The organism is Candidatus Protofrankia californiensis, assembly GCF_900634765.1.
Lineage (GTDB): Bacteria > Actinomycetota > Actinomycetes > Frankiales > Frankiaceae > Protofrankia > Protofrankia californiensis.
This window is the reverse complement of sequence record NZ_CAAAFT010000382.1, coordinates 3,166-6,339: the sequence shown is the minus strand read 5'-3', so window position 1 is coordinate 6,339 and position 3,174 is coordinate 3,166. Positions and strand designations below refer to the sequence as shown.

Annotated in this window: 2 protein-coding genes; one reads left to right on the top strand and one right to left on the bottom strand. The window is 72.2% G+C overall.

Features of this window, described 5'->3' with window-relative positions; genetic code table 11:
• Positions 1–1,702 precede the first annotated feature (1,702 nt).
• Positions 1,703–2,419 carry a hypothetical protein gene (locus tag DD1DGNOD_RS19680; RefSeq protein ID WP_206443312.1) on the top strand — a complete coding sequence of 239 codons (717 nt, stop codon included), beginning with the start codon at positions 1,703–1,705 and terminating at the stop codon, positions 2,417–2,419.
• A 57-nt stretch (positions 2,420–2,476) separates the two neighbouring features.
• Here the strand turns inward: DD1DGNOD_RS19680 and DD1DGNOD_RS29880 are convergent.
• On the bottom strand, positions 2,477–3,174 hold a 698-nt coding region (locus tag DD1DGNOD_RS29880; RefSeq protein WP_241255852.1), incomplete at its 5' end, for a DUF1015 family protein.

The following is a 3,174-nucleotide window of genomic DNA, read 5'->3' as shown; positions in this document are numbered from 1 at the left end:
GGGGCTATCCGTGTGGGTAGCCCCTCTTCGCTGTGTGTGCCGGGGCTGCTTGCCGGGGCCGGTACCGATGTGATCGCGGATGGCATAGGTCAGTGGCGCGGGTCAAGGAGGCAGCCTCGTGGACGAGAGCAGCAGTGACGAGGGTCGGCCTGGGCGCCGCTATCTGAACGGCCGGCAGTACCCGAGCAGCAGAGCCGGAGCCGGAACCGCAGGGGCCAGGGCTTCGGTCACGCGAACGTCAGCCCGCCGTTCGGCAGGAAACCGAGGCAGGACTTCGACAACCGCAGCCCCGTCGGCTACGGAAAATTTTGCGGAGAAGCGGTGGCGTACGGCCCGTGACTCTCGGGGTGTTGCCGGTGAACGTCAGCAGCCCCGTCACGACCAGCAAACCCGCGGTCAGGGGACGACGGACATCCGCGGAGACAGGCGTACAGGCGGGTATGGCAGGCCGGCCCGAGGCTTCGACGGAGATCGCCGTCCGGGCCAGCACAGCTCGAGCGAACGCGTCTCGGGCGCGCGATCGACTGACAGCCCTCGAGGCGGGTCGGGGATCCGGTCGAGCCGCCCCCATGATGATTCCGACCGCCGGTCGCCTCGCCCCGCGGGTACGCGCAGCGAATCACGACAGTCAGCAGGCAATCGCCACGCGGATCGCAGGGCGGATAGCGACAACCGGACCAGTGGATTTCAGCGGAACCAACCGCCGACGGGCAGGTCGCAACCGGCAGAGGCGCAGTCGATAGGGCCCCGCTCCGACAGGCAGCGGTCCGCGGAAAAGCAGTGGTCCGCGGGAAAGAAGCCCGAGGGAAGGGGTTCCGCGCAGGGTTCCCCACAGCGGCGGGGTTCCGCGCAGCCGGCACGACCCTCCGGCGACCCGGCGGTTCGACGTGGGCCGGGCGCGGCCGAGCGGACGCCCGGAGCCGGTCGTACCGGCAGGCCGCCACGTGCTGATGCCGGGCAGCGAGGTTACGGCCCGACCGAGCGTAGGCCGGTCACAGGACCCGATGGCGAGCGTTTCGGACCGCCTTCGCCTGCGGCCTCCCGCGACGACCGGCATGGGCGGGCCGACCGGCGCACCGACGATCGTTTCTCTGCCCGGGGCCGCGGAGGCGGCCGCGACTTCGACGGCCCGGGTGCTGACAGGCCGGGTGCTGACAGGCCGCGCCGGACACCACCGCAGGACACCCCCCGTACGTCCGGCCGCCGTGACGACGCCCGGGTATCCCACGAATCCGGCAACGGTGACCGGCTGGTGACCGACCCGCGCAGCAGAGTCGATGCTGCACGGCGAGCGCCCGCGGCTGGCTCGCCGCGCGCTACCGGCTCCACCCGGGACTTTCGGGACACCCGGGATGTTCGGGCTCGTGACCACCAGGATCGTGATCGTGCCGGCCAAGGCTCCGCTGGCCGGAGCTCCGGCGCAGGCAAGCCGGACCGGCCTGCTTCAGGCTGGCAAGGTCCGAGCGAGCGGGGCACGGGACGGGCCTGGGGTGGCGGCCAGGGCGCGGGCAGGCAGGATCGCTCCGCCGAGAAGGCCTCGGGGCCGGACCGGCGGGCATCAGGTGCTTCACGGGCATCAGGTGCTCCAACGGGGCGGAGGAGTAGCCCGAGGCCGTCGGCATCCGGACCGGAACGCGGCGGCACAGCCACTGCGGACCACCGCGGCAGAGGCGTCCAGCGGCCCGGTCGACCGTCCGCACCGGTGCTTCCCGATGAGGCCCGCGCCGAGCTCCTCGACTTCGAGGTCACCCGTGAGCTGCGAGGGCTCGGCCCGTCCCTTGCCGAATCGGTGGCCCGGCATCTCGTGGCCGCGGGCATGTACCTCGACGAGGACCCCGCGCTTGCGCTTGCGCACGCTCGCGCAGCCGCGGCACTGGCGTCCCGGATCGCCGCCGTCCGCGAAGCGGTCGGGCTCGCCGCCTACCATGCGGGGGAGTTCACCACGGCGCTCGCGGAACTGCGTGCGGCGCGCCGCATCGACGGTTCCCCACGGCACTTGGCCGTGATGGCCGATGCCGAGCGGGGGCTCGGACGCCCCGAGCGTGCCTTGTTGCTCGCCCGTGATCCGGGCGCGGCCGAACTCGGCGAGGAGTCCCGGATCGAGCTGCTGATCGTCCTGTCGGGCGCGCGGCGCGACCTGGGTGAGCCGGAGGCCGCGGTCCTGCTGTTGCAGGACGAGGTGGCTGCCTCCGGCGTGCAGCCGTGGAGCCTGAGGCTGTGGTATGCCTACGCGGAGGCGCTGCTGGCCTCCGGCCGTCCCGCTGATGCAGCACGCTGGTTCGCCTCCGTGGCAACCGTCGATGACGCCCAGGAGACCGATGCCGCGGACCGGGCCGCCTCGCTGGAGGATGCCGAGCCGGGGTCACCGACGGGGTCATCGACCGAGGCGGGGCCGTCGGGGGAGGATCCTGCTTCCTGAGCGGCACCGGATGAACAGGGCCGGATGACCGTGGGTAACGGATACGGATGGTTACTACTACCCGTCCAGCGGACGGATCAGCAGGCCGCTTCGTGGCTTGGGTGTGAAAAGCGTCGACTTGCGTGGCATCCGTTCGCCGGCTGCGGCGACGGCGGCGACGTCCGCGGCCGGGGTGGGGTTCAACAGCAGCGCGATCGCACCGCCCGGTGCTGTCCTACCGGCATCAGACAGTGATGTCGCTGTGGTGCCGCCGGGCGGAGTCGTCGCTGTACCGGCACCGGGGGGCGATGCCGCCGCGGCGATTGCGGCGGCCGCGTCATGGCGATAGCCGACCACGTCCTCGGTGTCCGGCAGCCCCCAGACCTTTGTGATCAGTGCAAGATGCGCGACGGTGACGTCGAGCTGGCGGAAGGCGGTGGAGCGGTCCGCCGGCAGCGCGTCGGTGAGCAGCGCCGGGTCCGGATGCGTCAGCAGGAACGCCGCCCGGCCATCAGTGATCACGAACGCGTGGCCGTCCTGGCCGGCCTTGGCCAGCTCACCGAGCAGATGCACCCCGGAGGGGTCACCGACGGTGTCCAGCGGCGTCACCTGGAACGCCGTCCCGGCACGGCGGACGGCCTCGGCGAGGGCGAGCCCCCGCACAACCCGGTGGATTGCATGGACCTGTGGCCCTGATACCCGGGCGTCCACCAGGAAGGCCAGGCCGAAGTCCCAGGGGCCGGCGCCATCCCCGGCCGCGTGGCGGTCAGCCTGGT